This is a genomic window from Catalinimonas alkaloidigena, from assembly GCF_029504655.1.
Taxonomy (GTDB): Bacteria; Bacteroidota; Bacteroidia; order Cytophagales; family Cyclobacteriaceae; genus Catalinimonas; species Catalinimonas alkaloidigena.
The window spans coordinates 4,905,310-4,923,528 of sequence record NZ_JAQFIL010000001.1; the positions used below are offsets into that span (position 1 = coordinate 4,905,310).

General features: G+C 43.6%; 11 protein-coding genes. All 11 read right to left on the minus strand.

What is annotated here, in order from left to right; genetic code table 11:
• Entirely contained in the window at positions 1-3,435 is a 3,435-nt protein-coding gene (locus tag OKW21_RS20025) for a SusC/RagA family TonB-linked outer membrane protein (protein WP_277482569.1), read from the minus strand.
• A 46-nt stretch (positions 3,436-3,481) separates the two neighbouring features.
• Positions 3,482-4,498, minus strand: a complete 1,017-nt coding sequence (locus OKW21_RS20030; protein WP_277482570.1) for a FecR family protein — start codon at positions 4,496-4,498, stop codon at positions 3,482-3,484.
• 342 nt (positions 4,499-4,840) lie between these two features.
• Positions 4,841-5,437 (minus strand): RNA polymerase sigma factor, encoded by a 597-nt coding sequence (locus OKW21_RS20035; RefSeq protein ID WP_277482571.1) that lies wholly within the window; start codon positions 5,435-5,437, stop codon positions 4,841-4,843.
• A gap of 408 nt (positions 5,438-5,845) precedes the next feature.
• Entirely contained in the window at positions 5,846-6,382 is a 537-nt protein-coding gene (locus OKW21_RS20040) for an AAA family ATPase (RefSeq protein ID WP_277482573.1), read from the minus strand.
• A 405-nt stretch (positions 6,383-6,787) separates the two neighbouring features.
• A complete protein-coding gene (locus OKW21_RS20045) occupies positions 6,788-7,543 on the minus strand; it encodes a 3-keto-disaccharide hydrolase (RefSeq protein ID WP_277482576.1) in 756 nt (251 codons plus the stop codon).
• Positions 7,544-7,613: 70 nt separating this feature from the next.
• Complete coding sequence (locus tag OKW21_RS20050) at positions 7,614-8,936, minus strand: hypothetical protein (protein WP_277487752.1); 1,323 nt, start codon at positions 8,934-8,936, stop codon at positions 7,614-7,616.
• 62 nt (positions 8,937-8,998) lie between these two features.
• Complete coding sequence (locus OKW21_RS20055) at positions 8,999-10,384, minus strand: neutral/alkaline non-lysosomal ceramidase N-terminal domain-containing protein (RefSeq protein ID WP_277482579.1); 1,386 nt, start codon at positions 10,382-10,384, stop codon at positions 8,999-9,001.
• Positions 10,381-11,700 (minus strand): DegT/DnrJ/EryC1/StrS family aminotransferase, encoded by a 1,320-nt coding sequence (locus OKW21_RS20060; RefSeq protein WP_420870117.1) that lies wholly within the window; start codon positions 11,698-11,700, stop codon positions 10,381-10,383. The genes OKW21_RS20055 and OKW21_RS20060 overlap by 4 nt, the downstream gene beginning before the upstream one ends.
• 124 nt (positions 11,701-11,824) lie before the next feature.
• On the minus strand, positions 11,825-13,171 hold the full coding sequence (locus OKW21_RS20065) for a BNR-4 repeat-containing protein (protein WP_277482585.1): 1,347 nt from the start codon (positions 13,169-13,171) through the stop codon (positions 11,825-11,827).
• Between the two features lie 124 nt (positions 13,172-13,295).
• Positions 13,296-15,074 carry a RagB/SusD family nutrient uptake outer membrane protein gene (locus OKW21_RS20070; protein WP_277482588.1) on the minus strand — a complete coding sequence of 593 codons (1,779 nt, stop codon included), beginning with the start codon at positions 15,072-15,074 and terminating at the stop codon, positions 13,296-13,298.
• A gap of 31 nt (positions 15,075-15,105) precedes the next feature.
• Positions 15,106-18,195, minus strand: a complete 3,090-nt coding sequence (locus OKW21_RS20075) for a SusC/RagA family TonB-linked outer membrane protein (protein WP_277482591.1) — start codon at positions 18,193-18,195, stop codon at positions 15,106-15,108.
• Between the last annotated feature and the right edge of the window lie 24 nt (positions 18,196-18,219).

Genomic DNA, 18,219 nt, shown 5'->3' on the forward strand with positions numbered 1-18,219 from the left:
TTAGAAAGAGGCATTCAAACCGATCATAAATACTCTGGGCTTAGGGTATTCATTGTAGGAAATATAGCCCTGCCCAAAGGTATGCCCTGAAGTCTGAGACTCGGGATCATAGCCGGGAAATTCCGTACTGAGAAAGAAGTTCTGTACTGAGCCGTATACTCTGAGTCTTTTCAGCCTAAGCCTGTCAGTAATCTCTGGAGAGAAATTGTAGCCCAGCAAGATATTTCTGCCTCTGATGAATGAGCCATCATAGATTTTAGAGGCATCATCGTTGGTATCATAACCTGCCGCGATAGGGCGGATCTGGGCAATGCGCGTATCCTGATTGTCTGGCGTCCAGGCGTCGAGCACTGAGGCAAAACTGTTAGCAATTCCCTGGCGGTCTTCCAGTGAGTGTTGCGCTCTCCATAGTACTTCGTTTCCGTACTGAAACTGCAGGTCAATCAGCAGGTCAAAGTTTTTGTACTTAAACGTATTGCTAAATGTGCCGAAGCCATCGGGAATACCTTTACCCAGAATAGCGCGATCTGCCTGGTTGATTTTGCCATCCTCGTTAATATCCAGATACTTTACATCTCCGGGAAGGCGGTTGTACTGGGCGGCGGTTGATTCTTCATCGGTATTCCAGGTACCTACATGCACCAGCCCAAAGAAAGTACTCACCGGCTCACCCACTCGAATAATGTTAGCACCGTTGAAGATATCACTACCACCGGAGAGCGCGGTCACTTCATTTTTATTGATTGAGATATTAAAGTTGGTAGACCAGCTAAAGTCATTATTCTCTACATTGATCGTATGGATGGCGAACTCCACTCCCTTGTTTACCATGCTTCCGATGTTTTTGGTGACGGTAGTATATCCGCTACTTGCAGGTACCGGAGATTGTAAAAGCATGTCGGTCGTTAGCTTACGATACACATCGGCTTCCAGTGACAAACGACCATTGAACAGCCCCAACTCAACACCGGCGTCTATTTGTTTGGTTTTCTCCCATTGTAAACTTGGATTAGCCAGACGGTTGATACCAGTACCGGTATTCAAACTTCCTCCAAATATGTAATTGTAGTTTTGCATACCTGCCAGCGCCTGATAAGCTGCGATCTCTGAGTTTCCAGTTACTCCATAGCTGGTGCGTAACTTTAGATTGTAAATGGCGGGAATATTTTTGATAAACTCCTCTTCAGACACTCGCCAGGCCAGCGCCGCAGAAGGGAAAAACGCATAACGGTTAGCTTCACCAAATTTTGAAGAACCATCCATACGTCCGGTCACAGTTACCAGATACTTATCCAGCAGGCCGTAGTTTATTCTACCAAAATAGGAGTTAAGTCCGTAGCCATAAGCATTTGAGTTTGGTGCTACTACCACTGAGCCCGCCCCCAGATTGTTGAAGCTATAATAATCATCAGTAAAGTTCTGGGTTCTCGCATTGAAGCTAAAGCGGTCAATGTGCTGCCAGGAGACTCCTAAAAGCCCTGTGAATGTATGGTCTTCAATTTCTTTGGTATAGGTGAGATAGTTTTCCAACTGCCATGAGACATGCTGGTCCGTAGTTAAAGAGGCATCACCTTTCTGGTTGCTGGAGATAAAACTAAGCTCGCGCCCACCATAGGTACTGATTCTTTGTTCAATATTATTAACACCTACTGTAGTTCTCAGGTCCAGCCCTTCAGCTAAGGTGATGTTGGTAAATACATTACCCAGCACGGTATTGGTTTTCAGGTAGTTTTCGTATTCCTCACCAACCCTTACCGGATTAGGACCACCTTCCATACCCGGATAGTCAGAGTTGCCTCCCCAGCTTCCGTCAGGATATTTTACCGGTACTATAGGCAGATTTTCCACCATATTTCTTCCAACCCAAACGCCCTGTACATGTCTTTCATTCTGATTGTTGTAACTGAGGCTACCTCCTACCTTAAACCACTCACGAATCTGGGTATCAAAAACAAAGCGGGCAGAGTACCTTTTTAACCAGGACTCTCTCATCAGGCCTTCTTCATTCACATAGCCTAAAAATGCGCCATAGCTGCCTTTCTCATTTCCTCCGGTAAAAGATAGCTGATGGCTCTGACTAAAGGCTTTCTGAGTGACTTCATCCTGCCAGTCCGTATCGTAGATCGGATCACCGTTCTCATCAAATAACCTGGGGTCGGTTCTTTTTAGTGCAGGGTCCTGATATTTGCCGGCGGCAAAACCTACCGGATCATATTTTTCAGCATTCTGATAGGCAATGTCTTCTACCATCAGAAACTCTTCTGAGTTTAGTAAGGGAATTTTTTTAGGAAGTGTACCTAAGCTAAAATAATTATTATAGCTAACCTCTCCACCATTTTTATTTCCTCTCTTAGTGGTCACCATAATGACCCCGTTAGCACCTCTGGCACCATAGATCGCGGTAGCCGAAGCATCTTTAAGTACTTCTATAGAAGCAATGTCATTGGGGTTAAGATAGTCAATGGGTGAACTACTGTTGGCCAGGCCTGAAGCTACCAGTATAACGCCATCCACTACGTAAAGCGGATCATTGGCTACACTTACAGAAGTGTTTCCCCTGATTCTGATATTAGTTTTCCCACCTGGACGCCCGGAGTTGGTAGAAACATTCACGCCTGTCATCCTACCTGATAGTGCCTGGTTGAGGGTCGCAGAAGGCCTTTCCTGTAGCGTTTCGCCTTTTACCGTAGAAACAGCACCTGTCAAGTCACTCTTTTTCTGCGTACCGTAGCCGATCACCACTACTTCGGAAAGAGATTGAATGTCAGGCATCATCTCCAGGTCAATAGTGGTACGGCCATTGATAGCAACTTCTTCAGTTACATAACCGATAGAAGAAAAAACCAGGCTAGTGACATCATCTGCAACACTGAGCCGATATGCGCCATCAATGTCAGTGACTGTACCGGAAGTTGTACCCTTAGCCAGTACATTGACACCAGGCAGTACTTCTCCACTCTCCCCATCTTTTACCGTACCACTAATCTGCTGCTCTACTGGTTTGGTTGCCGCAAGCTTTTGAGGAGAGCTGGCACTTTTTTCGTCTGCCTTAAACTGATTGACACTATTTCTCCAACTGGAGCTTTCATAAATGACATAATGCCCCTGCTTCAGCTTTTCGTACCTGAGGTCCAGTGGCAGGAGCAACTGATCCAATAATTCTTCCAGCGCTGTTTCTTCATTGCCAATAGCACGTACAGTGACACTATCAATCGTCTTTCCGCTAATCAGCTCGGTATTGTAGTTGAAACGTATTTTGTACGCTTTTTCCAGATCACGAATTACATTGATAAGGGCTTTGCCCGATGGTTGTTTAGGATTAGCGTAATTGTTTGGCTTTGTTAGCGTAGCTAACTCCTGCGCATTGATGTTGGGTATGACGAGTCCTAGCAGAGCTATCAACATCATACTTCTGATCAGATAAGCTTTTTTCATAATTGTTTTGTATTAGGGTTGTATTAGTAATATTGCCAACGTTCGTTTACGAGTTAATTTCCTGCGCTGGCAGGGTATCTTTTTTGTACTTGACCAGCAGTACATTATCTCGTTTGTGTATATCCAGTTTGAATGACTTGCTAAGGGTCTGGAGCAGAAGCTTTGGGTCATCAGCAGCATTTGAACCCGAAAATCTCAAATCAGCTATGCCACTATCTTCAAATTGTACCTCGTAGCCGTAATTGTCTCTGATCAGGCCGAACACCTCATCAAGAGGAGTGTTTTCAAACTGAAGCCGGTTGTGTCGCCAGGAAGTATACAGCTCTGTATTGACTGCCTGCTGGTGCATCCCTTCCTGACTGAACTCGAGCATCTCTCCCGGCATCAGCAAGCGCTCTTCTTCATCAACCTCTGCGGGAGCCTTTACCTTTACTTTGCCTTCATTGAGCACTACCTGTATCCGTGCCTGCCGGTCATTCACATTAAATTTGGTTCCCAGGACCTCTACACTCAGCCCCTGACGGGTATGCACTACAAATTGCTGGTCTTCTTCAGTATGCAGCACGGAGAAAAAGCCTTCACCAGTCAGCCAGACCTCTCGGACTTCCTCCTCATCCCAGTCATCATGCAGACGTAGACTAGAGTTGGCATTAAGCATCACTTCTGAACCATCAGGAAGTTCAATGGTACGTACTTCACCGTATGCTGTGCTGTACTCCTGAGTAAGCTTGGCAAAAAAGAGCTGATAGCATACCCCCAGCAGAAGCAATACTCCTCCGATGGCCGCAGCCATCTGTAGCCTGCCCATGGGCTTAACTTTTTTCTTGGGAAGTACGACTTCTTCCTGCTCTGTATCCAGAATGTACTCAAGTATGTTGTCGGCACGTTTATTATTCAGGTCCGGCATGTCCTCTAGCCTGGCCTGTACTTCTTCTATACCGGGCAGGTTTTTTGAGTCTTCGGTCTTGTTGATGTAAGTCATCAGCATTTCAAGCTCTTCCCTACTGCACTTGCCTGCGATAAACTTTTCAAAAAGCGCCTTTATGTATTGGTCTTCTTTCAAGAGTTTAATTGATTAGTCTTTATATATAGTACACCTCCCAAAGACAGATAGACGATCGTGCATCAAATATTTTTTTAAATATTTAAACAAGGGAAGAAAACATGAGCCCAGAAACCACTGCTTGTTTAATGTATTGCGGCTCAAACATTTCCATTCTGTAGCAGAAGGAAGCATTTCAGAAAGGCCATATGGTAGAATTACTTTGCGTGTGACTTATCAATCTGAACTATTATAGATATCAATTAAATATTGATGAAAGAAATTAGAGGAGGGGAGAGGCAATCACTTCCTGAAGCTAAGGGGGGGGATATGCGATGAGGGTAAGTCTTTACCTGGAAATGTTCACAGAAAAAGATGATTACAACAGACCAGCAGCATTGCTACATCTGCATGGGTGCGAAAGTATTCTTTGAGCGTTTTGGTAGCTTTTACAATTTGATCCTTCACCGTATTTGTAGAAATACCCAATTGCTGGGCGATCTCTTTATGGCTCAGGCCCTGCATCCGACTCATACGAAATATCCGCTGCCTTTGCGTAGGGAGCATGGCTATAATTTCGTTTTGCAGCTTCTCCAATTCATGATATGCAATCTGGTTTTCAGTCGCATGACAGATGTAGTCCTGCTGATAATACACCTGTGCCTTTAGCTTTTCGTCATTGGTTGCTTTCCTCAGCAGATTGTAAACATGATGCTTAGTGACGGTAAACAAATAAGGTTTAAAGGAGCGGCCAGAATCAAGCTGCTTTCGGTTTTGCCATATTTTCATGAACACCTCCTGCACTGTCTCTTCTGCTGTCATTTGTGAACGAGTGACCAAATAGCCATACTTATAAACTGTATTTTTGTACTGTTCAAATAATACCTTGAAAGCATTTTTATCTCCAGCTTTTAACTGTTTGATTAACTTTTCTTCATTTTTTTTTCTTAATACACTCAATCTTATAAGATTAAAAATTATTCATTCCAGGATTATATTTCCTACTTTATATTTAATGACATTTTTTACATTTTCAAAATTTAACAAAAATTTAATGAATAACTAAAAATTAACCAAAGACGCATAATTGTGATTATGAATTTTTTAGTTTAAAAAATGTATTTGTTTTTAGCCAGACAAGCTGACAGGCTTTGAAATCGTAAGCTGCGTCTAAGAGATGTTCTCTCATTTGCGCTAAGCATAGATATCTATGAGGTCTGCTGACACGAAATACAACTTCCCAAAAAGCTCACTTTCAAACAGCTTTCTTCCTTCTCACTCTATTCATGGTATTGCTTTCTCCTGTATAAGCTGCTTCATGGATAGGACAAAAGGATATGCTCTCCAGTGAGCAAAAGGATAGACTCTTTATTGTTTTTGAAGAAAAGAAATGATGAATTGTGCTCTGTGGCTGGCTGATGTTTTGGGTAGCTCATACAAGCTGTAGCCTAATTCAATGTAAATTTCTCTAAGTTTATCTCCAAAAGCTTTTGCCTGGAGGTATGTCATTTTACGTTCATCATCGGTAGTATAAATCTCTGGCCAGTCTGGCGTAACAAAGACTGTGGCATGGTAAGGGTAGCGCTCAGCTGCCTGCTGATATACCTGTAGATCTAACCCAAACAAATCAGCATAACCGATCATATCAGCAATGCCTCTATCAAAGAGGATAGGATGCGTAACCTGTGCATGCTCACGATAGTGATAAATAGCCCTGGAAAGCATCAGGTCAGTAAAGTGTTGAGGATCTATTTCCGGTACGCCTCTGCCACCAAAGCTTCTTTGTTCGGCAAGGATCTGACGAGCTGGCTCGTGGATTACAGGAATATGAAGTTTTTCTAATTCCGTGCATAGCGTTGATTTACCACTGCCCATAGCGCCTGTGAGAATAAAGTAGTGTTGCATACTTATTTCTATTGGTATGTGAGGTATAATTGTAATGATACCATCTAAAACCCGCTTGATGATATGAAGTTCGGCTTTGTTCTTCCTACGCTAGCGTAATACATCTTCAGGCTATTGACCTAAATGTATACATAACCAGTACAAACCTAATTTAAGTGGGCTGTGTACCCAGCGTGTTTTTTCGCTAACATGTTTGCGTCCCTCCCTCACAACCCTCTGAATGATGAAGATCATGTCTGTCATATCCCACCTTCCCTCCTACTTTACTTCAATATCTTTTGGCAGTGAGTGGGATCAAGCAATGAATCTGGTGACTGTTAGCCTTAAGCATAGATGTTAGAAAGCCTGTATAGGAAGGAACTGATGTTTCTCATACCTCTGAACTGTGTGCGTATAGCTATTTTGCTATAGACGCTTGATCTTAATATTGCGGAAATAGACCTTATCATGATGGTCGGTAAGCATTATATGTCCACTTGGCACCTCACCATAATTAGTGTAATTTTTAAATTTGGTATTCATTTTCTTTTGAAGAAAATCCTGACTTCCTCTTTCATAACTGACCACCTTTACTCCATTCAGCCAGTGTTCTACCTGATTATTTTTAGATACGATGCTTCCCTGGTTCCATTGTCCGGGAGGTAAAAGCTTTTTGTTTTCAGGACTGTATAAAAGATAAAGCGCGGCAGTAGTTACTGTTTCGTCTTTACGATCCTGTATATCAGGATTATTCACGTCGTCAATAATCTGATATTCTGGGCCATTTATCGCTGTTTCACCATTTTTTTCGTTGGTAATCTCAGCCACATAATACTTAATCCCACTGTTAGCCCCTTCGGTGAGGTTAAACTCAAAGCTAAGATTAAAGTCACCATATTTCTCTTTGGTGACAATGTTCCCTCCCTCATGCAATACCAAAGCTCCATTTTCTATTTCCCAGCCGTTTTCAGGGAATTGATCGGTACCCAGTTCTACCCAATGGTCAGTACCACTTCCATCAAATAACATGGTCCAGCCTTCGGACTCACTACTGCTGAACTGCTCCTTATCTTCTTTTGTAGCATTTTCTTCCTGACTATTCTCCGTATGATTTCCCCGGGGGCTGGAACAGCCTAAGACAGCAGACAAAAAAGTAAATATTACTATTGATTTGATCATCATGTTTCAAGTTATGGTTTAGTAAAAGTGATTTATGTTATAAATTCTATGAAAATATTTTTTGACAGAAATCCTATATTTTAGCAAGAGGATCAGCAAATTTTACCAGATCCTGAATCTGTTTTCCTTCATGCTCAAATCTGGCGAGCATATAAATATGACCATCTTTACCTACTGCAATGGAATTCACATAGGTAGGCCTTGAGCCATCCTGATAAAAAACACGACCATGATCCTGGTATTTTTGCCGTTGGATATTGTAGGTTACCAAATGCAAATTCTCCAGCCCCTTTGCCGCTCCTTTTGCTATGGATTTCTTACCCTCAATCCGCTTTCCATTTTTGTAGATAGGTCCACCGGTAAGATAATAGATGGTTTCACCATCGGGTGCTAACTGAAATCCCAGATAACCATAACTAAACTGGTCATACATACCACTTTTTCTGGAGGGTGCAGAGGTAATCCGCTCTACCAGTTCTACTGTCTTTTTGGTTGGGTCAAAGCGGAATAGATAGCCTGAGTTACCATGAACTCCATAGGCAACTTCTTCCGGAGGATACCAGAAAATTTTTCTCCAGTTGTAGCCCATACTGCCGGGTCTGTCGGTATCATATACGCCAAAATAGTCTCGCCTTAAATTCACTTCTTCCAATTTCTGTATTGCCCCCCTTTCTGGACAAAAGAAAAATATATCACCTTCGGCAGAAGAGAAATAAACTTTACCATCACGGGGGTCCACACACAAAGAGCGACAAAGTACCCGATAGTCTTCTCCCGGCACACCGGCTTCTCCCATAGCGGAGACCAGGCCATAGCTGGTCAGTTTGTCTTGGCAGATATCATACCTAATAAAATTTCCTTTGGGCCAGGTGATTCCATAAAGCTGCTTTCGCTGCTTATCCATCGTCATTGTCAGGATACCTTCTCCCTCCGGTACGGTCGCTAAATCTATGTATTTCCCAGTCCTGAGGTCATAAGCCAGAAAATGGCCACCACCGTAGCGTTGATATCCCGGGGGAGGGTTTTCTGGCATACGATCCATACCATTAATTAGTTCATAATACCCGATATGCGTAGCAAAGTAGAGCCTTCCATCATTTTCTTCAAAATTGACATGACTTTTACCCTGAGGTATTCGCTTCATGTCTTTCTCACCACATATTTCAGTTAAATCAGCTAGAAAGCTGATCTGATCAGTTTTGGGATCATATACACACATTTGTCCCCCTACTTCTATAGAGTCTGAAGAAAGTATGTAATAAATTTTGCCATCACTGGCTAAAGAAATGGCATTGTAAGTATCGTGTGCTTTGTCAAATCCAGAGAAATAGGGTTTTGCAATAAGGTGATCATTCTCTATATCACTTATTGCGTTAAGGTTGTTAGCTTCAATCATTTTTAATGTATTTCCTTTTACTAAGGAAGAATGATATAATCTATCCTCCATCAGCAAAGTTTTTATTCGTTTATTAATTTTGATTCTACTTTTTTCACACCGGCCTGCTTTGCCAGCTCTATCATTCCATTGATAATATTAGATTCTATATCCGGGGACCAGGTAGAAGGCAGACCATATACAATTTGCGAACTTGCTCCTTCATAGCCCCCCTCACGTAGAATAGTAGTTGAGGGAATATAAGCCATGACATCGTTGGAATACCCCAGGACAAATATTTCATGGCCAAAAATCTGCTTGAGGAGTATGGAATATTCTACCACCAACTCACCGCCCAAACTGAATATAGGCTGATCGCCTAACTTCAATATCTGCAGCGGATAAGGGTAGGAGCTTTCAAAAGCTTCGTCATGCTCCAGCTTGCTCAACATCTTCTGTGCCCACCTTTTCTGATAAGAGGATGATTCATCTATCATTTTTGTCAATGTTTCCTTGGTCGGCGGGCTGTCCAGCGACAAAGCTATCTCGGTATAAGCCGTGGTGAGATGCGGAGCCAGCTCTTTCATTTCTTCACTTAACACCCTCACAACTGCCGCAGCCAATGTCTGTCCGTACTGCTTTGCCAATGCCACCGTTCTTCTGGGCAGTGGATTCTGATCCGCACCAGCACCCTGAAAGAACAATGCGGTAGCATCGGGGTATCTTTTCTCTAATTCCATCTGGGCGAAACCCGGATAATCTCCTGACCATTGATAAAAACTGAGTACCGTAGGATGACAGGCATATCCAAATGCAATTGCCATCATCTCTCCCCCTTCTTTCTGAACTTTCATGACTGGCACCGCATAATCATTAGGCCCATTTAGATCGGTCTGCATATGTAAAGTAGCAGCATTGTTATTTCTTCTATTCACTTGAAAGCGGCTTGTGCCATTCCCTGTGAAGATCTTTACAGGTTCTAATGAGGCAAAAGCCTCGCTTACCAAATGCACAATCTGATCTTCCAAAACTGCCGAATAACCAGCTACTTCATTCAGTTGAGCCTCATTCAGCGGATAGATATCGGATAAAGATTCCTCCAGTACAGGTCCTGAATGGGTATGAGAGCTATTCAGGAGAATCTGCGCCCTTGTCAAGTTCAGTTTTTCGTTCAAACGATCTCTGATGCGATCCGATAATTTTTTAGGGACGCCTAGCAAGTCTGTAGAAATTAATACCGCCCGTTGACCAGACGCATCTTCTATGACCAGTGCTTTAGCCCATAAATCATGTAGCTTCCCTTCAGCGGGATGATCTCTAGCCCCATATCCAGCCATCCAAAGGTTTTGTTGGGGGGTAATGATCACTTTAGCTACACCTGCTTTCCAGCCCTCGGATGAAGATTGCGCATATACTATATTGGCGAAGAAAGCTGATGCCAAAACCGTTAGTATTAGTATTTCTTTCATCCTGCCGCGATATAAGATTTGATTTTACCCGCATTCTGCTGGATTTTCGCAATAGCTGAAGCTATATCATCCATATCAGATTTACTGCTCAGCAACATGCTTTGCGATATCCATACTGCTTCTTCATTACATATGATGTCATTTTCAGGGCACTGGTTTCTTTCATGGTAAGCATCAATATCCAGCATTTCCGGAGAATACATCCTCTGGTAATTCTTTGTCTTAAATGCATTCCCCAGGTAAGGCATCTTATTCAGAGGGGCGTAACCTTTGTAGCAGGGTACTCCTTCTGCCTGTAGTGCTTTCAGGAAAGTTTCTCTGGGAAGGCCCTCAAAACCTTCTTTTTTATACCGGAATGGAAAAAGATGGAAGGCTGCCCGGGTCACGTTTTCATATAACTTATAAGGTACAATACCAGGAATATCTTTGATTTGTGCCCTAAGATATTCGGCATTCCGGCTGCGGATCTCTGTTTGTTCTTCCAAACGCTTTAACTGTGCCAGACCGATAGCCGCCTGATATTCAGTGATGCGTAGTTTCGTTCCCAGCATGATAGTTCCGGCACCCACTTCCCCTACTACTGTTCCATAAGGGTTTCCGTAGTTATGGTAAGCGTAACACCTATCCATAAATTCATCATCATCACTCACTATTGCCCCACCCTCACCTATGGGTAAGTTTTTAGAATTTTGAAAACTAAAGCATCCGGCATGGCCGAAGGTGCCCATTTTTTTGTGGTTAATTTCGGCAAGCCATGCCTGGCAAGCGTCTTCTACAACTACCAGCTTATGTTTGTTTGCAATTTGCATGATCCTCTCCATATTACTGGGTAGACCTAAAATGTGTACCGGCATAATTGCTTTGGTACGAGGAGTGATTTTAGCTTCAATTTTATCAGGATCTATCTGAAATGTTTCAGGATCTATATCTGCAAAAACGGGAATCGCACCGGTTGCCAGGATGGCCTGTGCAGAAGCGATAAATGTATAGGGGGGCAAGATCACCTCATCACCACCCCCTACATCCTGCTGTACCAAAGCCGCTATCAAAGCATTGGTGCCATTTACTACCGCGAGAGCCCGTTTAGCGCCTATAGTCTCAGCCCATTTATTTTCAAACTCTTTGGCGATGTCAGATCTTGACCATACACCACTGCGAAGCACCTCAATTACCTTATCTTCATCTTGCTGAGGATGCCACTGGGGCCACTCGGGCCACTCTTCTTTTCTTACTGCTTCTCCACCCATTAGCGCGGGTTTATTCTTATCGCTTATGATAGGGTTAAAATATTCGGCGTTCACACTTATTGGTAACATAGCCCCCAATCCTGTTAAGGTATTTTGCTTTATAAACCGACGTCTTGAATACTCATTATTTTTCATACCGCGTTCTAATTTATTTTCACACTTGTAAATAATTATTATAACATTTAGCGCTTTCTTAAAAGTTATTAGAAATTAATCCATACACTTTCAGATCATAATTACGATAAGTAGTATAGCGCCCTTTCAACCACAACAAAACCTCCCTTTGGTCACTACAGACAAGCATAGGGCGAATATTATCTTCATCTGAATTTTCAGTAACAGCCGTCCACTGCCAGCTAGCGCCCTGGTCTTTGGTGATGCCATGAAATATCTCATAACGCTGAGGGCCATTTTCCTGCAATGGACTTCCTGTCTCAGGATGTACGTCAGTAGAGATATAGACCACATCAGGGTCATTGGGATGCAGGCTGATGAGACCCGTGTATTCGTTTTCACCAGCATACAGCCGCGTGCCGGCATAGGCTATCTCATATGCATGCCACTGCTCTCCATCCCAGCGGGCATAATGATAGCGATGGTCAAAGCCTCCTTCTTCGGTATGCGTGGTCTCTCCCTGCCTGATGGGATCTTTGGTTACCGAAAAACCTACATATGGATAACCATTTTTATCTAATTCTATGTCACTGGTCCATGCTACATTTTTTCGGGTGCTAGAGTCACCATCATAGATGCAGGTAAAATCATATGGTTTGAGACGGCTATTTTCCTGCTTGCTTAGCCCGCCTGCTTTCTGCCCGTCAGAGCCAAATACTTCATCACCTTCAATATATCCGTGATAGATACTGTTATTATAATGCCTGGGATGTTCTTCAGTGGTGATAAAATGTATACGGTCCTTTTGATTCGTTGCATATCTCAGGTAAGGGCGCCCCGGAAAAGAAAATAGCTGCCTCCCATAGCTCCAGTTTTCTCCATCATCTTCTGAAACCATATAGTTCGGGTTATTGCCAATTCCCCGGTGAAAGTTATAGGTTTTGCCACTTTCTGAAAGTCTGAACACATTTGAATAGGTGGTTCTTCCTCCTGTCTCGGCAGTTTTTTCTTCACCCCACTCACTGATATCGCCAGGGTTGGTGGAGATACGGTAACGCATTTTCGTCTCTACCCCATGACCGGCATATACCGTCAGATATCTTCCGTCGGGGCGCTTGAGTAATGCTCCCACATTATGGTCATCTGCTTCAAAGGTTTGATCATTGATGACCACAGTCTGCTTCTCGCCCGTCTTCATGTTATAGCTGGTAACTGTATTCGCTCCTTCAGAAGTCACACCGGTAAAAAGTACCTGCTCCCCATCAATGAGGGCTCTGTCATCCTGAAACCAGCACCAACTGGAGTTATCATTTAATAAAACAGCCTGCTCTTGAATATCAGGTTTTTTATCAGTTCGCAAGGTATCCGAGAAAAGCGCAAAAACACTGGTGAATAAGTACAAGATGAAGGTGGTAAGTATATTCATAAGTAGGTTGTGATCAGTAATGAATAAAACCAAATGAAAATAGTCATTATTTTTTTATAGAGTATTAAGCTGTTATGGAACCTTTCCATTGCTCCGCTGGCTCCCTAACAGCTTAATATTAAAGTTATTCCACACCTGTACTCTCGTCTATCGTTTCAAGTGGGGGTGCGTTATTTTCAGCGCCTACATATCCTTCATTTTGATTGATCACTCCTTTGGTGTTGGCAGTGATAACATCCGCATCTATGGGCCAAAGCACATGATATGGTGCAATCCGTGGACTGTTCCCAATAATTACGGGCTGAATTTCATACATGATATTATGAGCCATCACCCGGTCGTACCACCAGTTGTTTTCGCTGAAGGCCTCCAGGCTGTATCCATCCATTCCCAAGCTCGCCATGATATAAGATACCCTTACTAATTCTGAATGCCGGGGGGATTCAATGAAAAGTTCTCTGGCTCGTTCATCAAAGATATAGTCAATGCTTACATCTCCTGCGGTGATCAGGTCGGCATTTGCACGTTCTCTTACAACATTGATGTCACTGGCTGCACTGGCAAAATCACCTTTCCAGTAATATGCCTCAGCCCTTAAAAGATACGTTTCTGCCAGCCGGAATATGTACCAATCACCATTTCCTCCCATAGGAACTGCATTTGGATCTTGTTGAGGCGCATAAGTTTTGTAAAAAGGAAAAGGAAAAAGAAGCTGCACCGAATCCTGCGGATCAGCATAATTCATAGGGTCAATAGGCTCACCAAAATCAGCAGATGCAGGATTGTTATAGACCAGTTCATGTTTATCTACCCAGTTAATATCACTTCTCCTCAGGTCGGGAGTATTTTGCCAGTTATAGGCATCTGTTTCCCAGATGTCGTAGTAGCCATAGGGCGTACTCACCAGGTCAGGATTGCCTCTCCCCAGCGTATCATACATAGGACCCGAATCCATGGTGCCTGCCAGGCCTTCACTATCGCGGTTTCTACTGTGCCACCAGGAGGAATGATAGTGTCTCATGGTATAAAGGCCAGTGGACTGTGCACCATTAGGGGCCTCAAAACGATCTACTGTCGCCAAGATAGTCTCTGTATTTTCAGGGCTATTCTTATTTTCCGGACGATGAAGGTCCCAGATGAGATTTCTCACCGGATCATCTGCACTTACGCCAAATCTTTCGGTCATTAATGCATAAGGTCCATTAATGACCCTTGTGGCAGCTTCTATCGCCTTGTCAAATTCAAGATTGGCAAGGTATATTTTGGTAAGTAAATGGTTGCCCGCACCTTGGGTAATCGCTCCCGGAACTGCCGATTCTGGTAAATATTGAACCGCAAATTCCATATCAGCCTGGATTTTGTCCAGTATAGCCCAGCGGCTGTGGGTGAAGTAGTCCAGCTTGGCTCCTTGTACCTCCTGCCCTACAAAAGGCACGTCTCCATAGGCGTTTACTAACCAGTAGTACCAATAAGCACGGTGCCAGTAACCTTCGGCCAGAATGGTATTTCTTTCTTCCGGGCTATCCCACTCAATCTCATCAATACGTCCGATGAGTACATTGGTGTTTTTGATAAATTCGTATGCCTCAGAGAATAAAGGAAGAAAAGTGTAGTAGCGGTCAAAATAGGGCGTAGTCTGGTACCAATCCATCTGAAAAGTGGGGACGCCTGCTTCGGACGCAGCCCACTCTCCAACCATATAATACCTTCTGCCACCTGTAACCCCTTCGGTCAACGCTTTTCTCATTGTTACCAGCGCAGCTTCAAAGCCCGCCTCATCATTGAAAACATTAGAAGGAGAAAAAAAGGATAGCGGCTTGGGTTCCAGCAAGTCATCTGAGCAGGAAACCTGCAACAGAAATACCAGGAACAGTACCAAATATCTATTGAATATACGTTTCATAGTTTAATTTTTTTACAGTGATAGCTCTACATTAAAGGGATATATTTACGCCTACACTAAATGTCTTGGGCATCGGCCCATCTGCTGTACCACTCAGCCCCGTCTCAGGATCCCAACCTGGCCAGTCTGTGAAGGTGAAAAGGTTGCGGGCAGAAACAAAAATGCGCAGGCTATTCACATTAATTCGCTCAGCAAAGGTCATTGGTATATTATAAGCCAACGAGATATCCTGCACCCTCACAAATGATCGGGGCTTGAAGATTCTCAGTCCTCCACCATAAGCTCCGTGGACTTCAGATGTCCGTGCGTATTCATTGTTTCCATTGGTAGGCGTCCAGTAGGGTATGTTCCAGATATTGATCCTGTCATAGGTGGAAGATTCGTGCACCGCATAGTCAAACGCTCCGATGTGCCCCAGGTCAGCACGTATGAATACTGAAGCAGTAAAATCTTTCAAAAAGCTAAAATCGTTTCTCAATCCCAGGCGATATCTGGGTTGTTCATAGCCTATGAACTGCTTATCTACCAAAGCATCATACGTTTTACTATCATCAACATCTACAGCTTTGTAGTCGCCAGGCACCATATTGTACTCAGCTGCTTCCGAGGCCTCATCCAGCTGCCATACACCCACAACATCATATTCCCAAACTACATCAATTGCTTCGTCCGGAAACCATAGGTTGGTATAATCAGGAATTTCTCTGGTGATGGTTTCACCGTTTACCTCTACCTCTTCATAATCGCCAAATAGACTTTCAATCTTGTTTCTGTTCAAAGAAAACACAAAGCTGGATTTCCAGGAAAGGTTCTGATTGCTAATGTTTACGGTATTGAGGCTTAATTCCATACCCCGATTGCTTAACTCACCCAGGTTTGAAATGATGCTGGTAAAACCGGTAATCTCAGGAAGTTTACGGCTCATGAGTAAGTCGGTCGTCCGCATGTCATATACATTGGCAGAAAGGTCAATGCGGTCATCTAACAGTCCCATATCAACGCCAATGTTGAAGGATTCAGTTCTTTCCCAGCGCAGGCCGGGGTTGGCCAGCGTATTATTATACAGTCCCATCTGGACGTTGGTACCATCGTAATATAATTCGGAACCGATTTGAGCCAATGCTGAATAAATTCCTATATCACGGTTGCCATTTACCCCCCACGACAACCTCAGTTTCAGACGATTGACAAGCTCACTATTGTAAAAGCTTTCATCAGAAATTTTCCAGGCAAGTGCCGCGGCTGGAAAAGTAGCAGTGGGGTGTTCCTGTCCAAATGCAGAATACCCATCACGCCTTACAGATGCCGTCAACAAATACCTATCCAGTAAAGTATAATTCAGGCGTGCCATCAACGCCTCCCCTCCTGCTTCTGTATCATTGGTACTTACCAGAGGCTTAGAACCAAACTGCAAGCCGTTGTAGCCAAGCTGCTGATTGGGTAAGAAAGTCTGGTTTTCTCCGTAAGAATTGTAGGTCTTGGTCTGTTCTGCATTGTAGAGCAAGGTTACATCAAAAGCATGGACACCGAATTGTTGATTCCAACTCAGAATATTGTCAATCATCCAGGCATTGAGCGTACCATCCTCGCGCGTGCCATAACCATCCAGATAAGTACGTCCTCCGACAATGGTTTCAGAGTCCCAAAAGTTATAGTCTTTGGCAAACTCCATGCGTGGCTGGAAAGACACCCGATAATTAAAGCCAAAGGGAAGGGCAACATCAGCAAACATCGCAGCAAACAGGCTGTGGGTCCTGTCGTATTTTTCCTGCCCATAATAATTAATAAGCGGATTGGTCACTATGGAATACCCATGAGGATACCATTCCAGCTTATTGTCTTCATCATATATACGGCTGTAAGGACTAATACTGCTGAAATTCATACTGGCAGGTACTGTACTTTGATCCCGATGCGTATACTGGGCATTGACACCCACATTCAGCCAATCGGTGACGGCGAAATCCACATTTAATCTCGTTCGTATCGCGGTAAAATCATCACCTGCAATCACTCCTTCATTATCTACATATCCTATTGACCAGTAGTAATTAAAGTTTTCAGCTCCCCCCCCCACACTGAGGTCATAGTTTTGCCTTAGCCCGGGCCGGATAATTTCATCAAACCAATTCACTGTTTCTCCTGCCAGGTACTGATCAATTTCAGTGTTAAAAAAGTTGAGTCTTCCCAGGTATTCCTGTGTGTCATCAGGATTTGGATTGGGGTTGGCATTTCGCCACTGCTCCAGCGTCACTCCACTTCTCAGGTCGTTGGGATCGTCCCAGTACCAGTCTTCTCTGTTGGCGATGCCTACCGTTCTGAAGTAATCTCTTCTGAAATCTTCATACTCAGCTGCATTTCGCGGCCTGAAATCGTAATTCGTAAGCAGGCTTACCCCAGTTTTAGCGGTAAAATTAATCGTAGGTTTTCCTCTTTCTCCCTTTTTGGTAGTGATAATCACTACTCCGGAGGCAGCTTTTGACCCGTATACTGCCGCCGAGCTGGCATCTTTCAAGACATCAATATGTTCAATATCATTCGGGTTGATATCAGCGATATTTCCATTAAATATCACTCCATCAAGTACAATCAGGGGGTCTGTACCTCCGGTAAGTGAGGTAGGACCTCTCACTTCCATAGCTCCCCCTCCAGCTGGAGAGGGGCTCTGATTCGCATAAATGCCGGCTACCTGTCCGGAGAGCATTTCAGTCACTTGTGTATAGCTTTTATTTTGGATGCTCTCACCATCCACCCGTGACACTGCCCCGGTCAGATCACTTTTTTTCTGTGTACCATAACCAATGACAACCACTTCATCTAACTGAGCCTGATCTGCCGAAAGGTTTACATCTATAGTGTTGGAATTGCCGACCGTTACTTCCTGTGAAATGTAGCCAACAAAAGAAAACACCAAGATAGATTTCGAAGAGGGTACTTCTAAGGAATACTCCCCATTGATATTGGTGACAGCACCCGTGCCAGTACCCTGTACAATGACGTTCACCCCTGGTAAAGGCATATTATCCTCTACCGATGTGACCGTACCAGAGACATTGATTCCCTGCCCTACAGCCGCATGAGCCAGGAGAGCAAAGAACAAGCAATAGAAAAATTGTTTCATGTTTAGTTTGTTAAAGTTGCGGTT

Excerpts from the sequence above, each read along its gene's own strand:
- OKW21_RS20070 (WP_277482588.1), bottom strand. The coding sequence starts at position 15,074 with ATGAAACGTATATTCAATAGATATTTGGTACTGTTCCTGGTATTTCTG.
- OKW21_RS20075 (WP_277482591.1), bottom strand. The coding sequence starts at position 18,195 with ATGAAACAATTTTTCTATTGCTTGTTCTTTGCTCTCCTGGCTCATGCG.
- OKW21_RS20055 (WP_277482579.1), bottom strand. The coding sequence starts at position 10,384 with ATGAAAGAAATACTAATACTAACGGTTTTGGCATCAGCTTTCTTCGCC.
- OKW21_RS20040 (WP_277482573.1), bottom strand. The coding sequence starts at position 6,382 with ATGCAACACTACTTTATTCTCACAGGCGCTATGGGCAGTGGTAAATCA.
- OKW21_RS20050 (WP_277487752.1), bottom strand. The coding sequence starts at position 8,936 with ATGATTGAAGCTAACAACCTTAACGCAATAAGTGATATAGAGAATGAT.
- OKW21_RS20065 (WP_277482585.1), bottom strand. The coding sequence starts at position 13,171 with ATGAATATACTTACCACCTTCATCTTGTACTTATTCACCAGTGTTTTT.
- OKW21_RS20025 (WP_277482569.1), bottom strand. The coding sequence starts at position 3,435 with ATGAAAAAAGCTTATCTGATCAGAAGTATGATGTTGATAGCTCTGCTA.
- OKW21_RS20060 (WP_420870117.1), bottom strand. The coding sequence starts at position 11,700 with ATGTTACCAATAAGTGTGAACGCCGAATATTTTAACCCTATCATAAGC.
- OKW21_RS20045 (WP_277482576.1), bottom strand. The coding sequence starts at position 7,543 with ATGATGATCAAATCAATAGTAATATTTACTTTTTTGTCTGCTGTCTTA.